This is a genomic window from Bacillus cereus, assembly GCF_002567495.1.
GTDB lineage: Bacteria > Bacillota > Bacilli > Bacillales > Bacillaceae_G > Bacillus_A > Bacillus_A cereus_AQ.
This window is the reverse complement of record NZ_NVAP01000088.1, coordinates 1-2,247: the sequence shown is the minus strand read 5'-3', so window position 1 is coordinate 2,247 and position 2,247 is coordinate 1. Positions and strand designations below refer to the sequence as shown.

The following is a 2,247-nucleotide window of genomic DNA, read 5'->3' as shown; positions in this document are numbered from 1 at the left end:
TTACAAAGGGTACAGATTAAGATGCTTTACTCTTTTTTTACATTAGTTTAGACAAGGATTTGCAGTAGCTTAATAATAGTTTATTAAAATGAAAGTGTATTCATTCATTATATTCACTGTGTATAAAGTTATAATGATATGAACATTTGCATATTTTAATTTAGTGATAGAAATTTCGTGAAAGGTGGGATATTCTAGTCATAGGTTAACCGGACGACATCATAGGATCCTAACAAAATGTTTACAATAATTCAATTATAAAATGGAGGATTTTATATGAAAAAGAAAGTACTTGCTTTAGCAGCAGCTATTACATTAGTAGCGCCATTACAAAGCGTTGCATTTGCTCATGAAAATGATGGGGGACAGAAATTTGGAGTTATTCCACGCTGGTCTGCTGAAGATAAACATAAAGAAGGCGTAAATTCTCATTTATGGATTGTAAACCGTGCAATTGATATTATGTCTCGTAATACAACACTTGTAAAACAAGATCGAGTTGCACTATTAAATGAATGGCGTACTGAATTAGAGAACGGTATTTATGCTGCTGACTATGAAAATCCTTATTATGATAATAGCACATTTGCTTCACATTTCTATGACCCTGACAATGGAAAAACTTATATTCCGTATGCAAAGCAGGCAAAGGAAACTGGAGCTAAATATTTTAAATTAGCTGGTGAGTCTTACAAAAATAAAGATATGAAACAAGCATTCTTCTATTTAGGATTATCTCTTCATTATTTAGGGGATGTAAACCAACCGATGCATGCGGCAAACTTTACGAATCTTTCGTATCCACAAGGATTCCATTCTAAATATGAAAACTTTGTAGATACGATAAAAGATAATTATAAAGTAACAGATGGAAATGGATATTGGAACTGGAAAGGTACGAATCCAGAAGATTGGATTCATGGAGCGGCAGTAGTTGCGAAACAAGATTACGCTGGCATTGTAAATGATAATACGAAAGATTGGTTCGTGAGAGCAGCTGTATCACAAGAATATGCAGATAAATGGCGCGCTGAAGTTACACCAATGACAGGTAAGCGTTTAATGGATGCACAACGTGTTACTGCTGGATACATTCAGCTTTGGTTTGATACGTACGGAAATCGTTAAGTATTTGAAAAAGGTCAAATCTCAAAATAGAGTATTTGGCCTTTTTATCACTATACAATACATGGAGGTATGAAACGTGAAAGGTAAATTGCTAAAAGGTATGCTCAGCTTTGGGATTGGTTTAGGAGCTTTATATAGCGGAACGTCAGCTCAGGCAGAAACGTCTATAAATCAAAATAATACTTTAAAAGTGATGACGCATAATGTGTATATGCTATCAACAAACTTATATCCGAACTGGGGACAAACTGAGCGTGCTGATTTAATCGGGGCAGCGGATTATGTTAAGAATCAAGATGTTGTTATATTAAATGAAATGTTTGATAATAGCGCATCAGATCGTCTGTTAGGAAATTTGAAGAAAGAATACCCAAATCAAACAGCGGTATTAGGTCGTAGTAGTGGAAGTGAATGGGATAAAACGTTAGGAAACTATTCATCTTCAACTCCTGAAGATGGCGGCGTTGCGATTGTGAGCAAATGGCCGATCGCTGAAAAGATTCAATATGTATTTTCAAAAGGATGCGGGCCAGATAATTTATCGAATAAAGGATTTGTATACACGAAAATTAAGAAGAATGATCGTTTCGTTCACGTAATTGGGACGCATTTGCAGGCTGAAGATAGTATGTGTGGAAAAACCTCACCAGCATCTGTACGTACAAACCAATTAAAAGAAATTCAAGATTTTATTAAAAATAAAAATATACCAAATAATGAGTATGTGTTAATTGGTGGGGATATGAACGTAAATAAAATAAATGCAGAGAACAATAGTGATTCAGAGTATGCATCTATGTTTAAAACATTACATGCTTCTATTCCATCTTACACTGGACATACAGCAACTTGGGATGCAACGACAAACAGTATTGCAAAATACAATTTCCCGGATAGTCCTGCCGAGTATTTAGATTATATTATTGCAAGTAAAGACCATGCGAATCCATCGAATGTAGAGAATAAGGTGTTACAGCCAAAGTCTCCACAATGGACTGTTACATCATGGCTCAAAAAATATACGTATAATGATTACTCTGATCATTATCCAGTAGAGGCAACTATTTCTATGAAGTAGTCTTAAAAAAGTTTCTTCTTAATATAAAATGTACCCTATAG

2 protein-coding genes are annotated in these 2,247 nt (G+C 34.5%); both read left to right on the top strand.

What is annotated here, in order from left to right:
• The first annotated feature begins 276 nt into the window (after positions 1-276).
• Entirely contained in the window at positions 277-1,128 is an 852-nt protein-coding gene (gene cerA, locus COK05_RS30085) for a phospholipase CerA (RefSeq protein ID WP_098615439.1), read from the top strand.
• Between the two features lie 100 nt (positions 1,129-1,228).
• On the top strand, positions 1,229-2,206 hold the full coding sequence (sph, locus tag COK05_RS30080; RefSeq protein WP_255290373.1) for a sphingomyelinase C: 978 nt from the start codon (positions 1,229-1,231) through the stop codon (positions 2,204-2,206).
• The last annotated feature ends 41 nt before the right edge of the window (positions 2,207-2,247 follow it).

Bases quoted from the DNA above. Each gene is read 5' to 3' on its own strand.
- sph (WP_255290373.1), top strand. From the start codon at position 1,229: ATGCTCAGCTTTGGGATTGGTTTAGGAGCTTTATATAGCGGAACGTCA.
- cerA (WP_098615439.1), top strand. From the start codon at position 277: ATGAAAAAGAAAGTACTTGCTTTAGCAGCAGCTATTACATTAGTAGCG.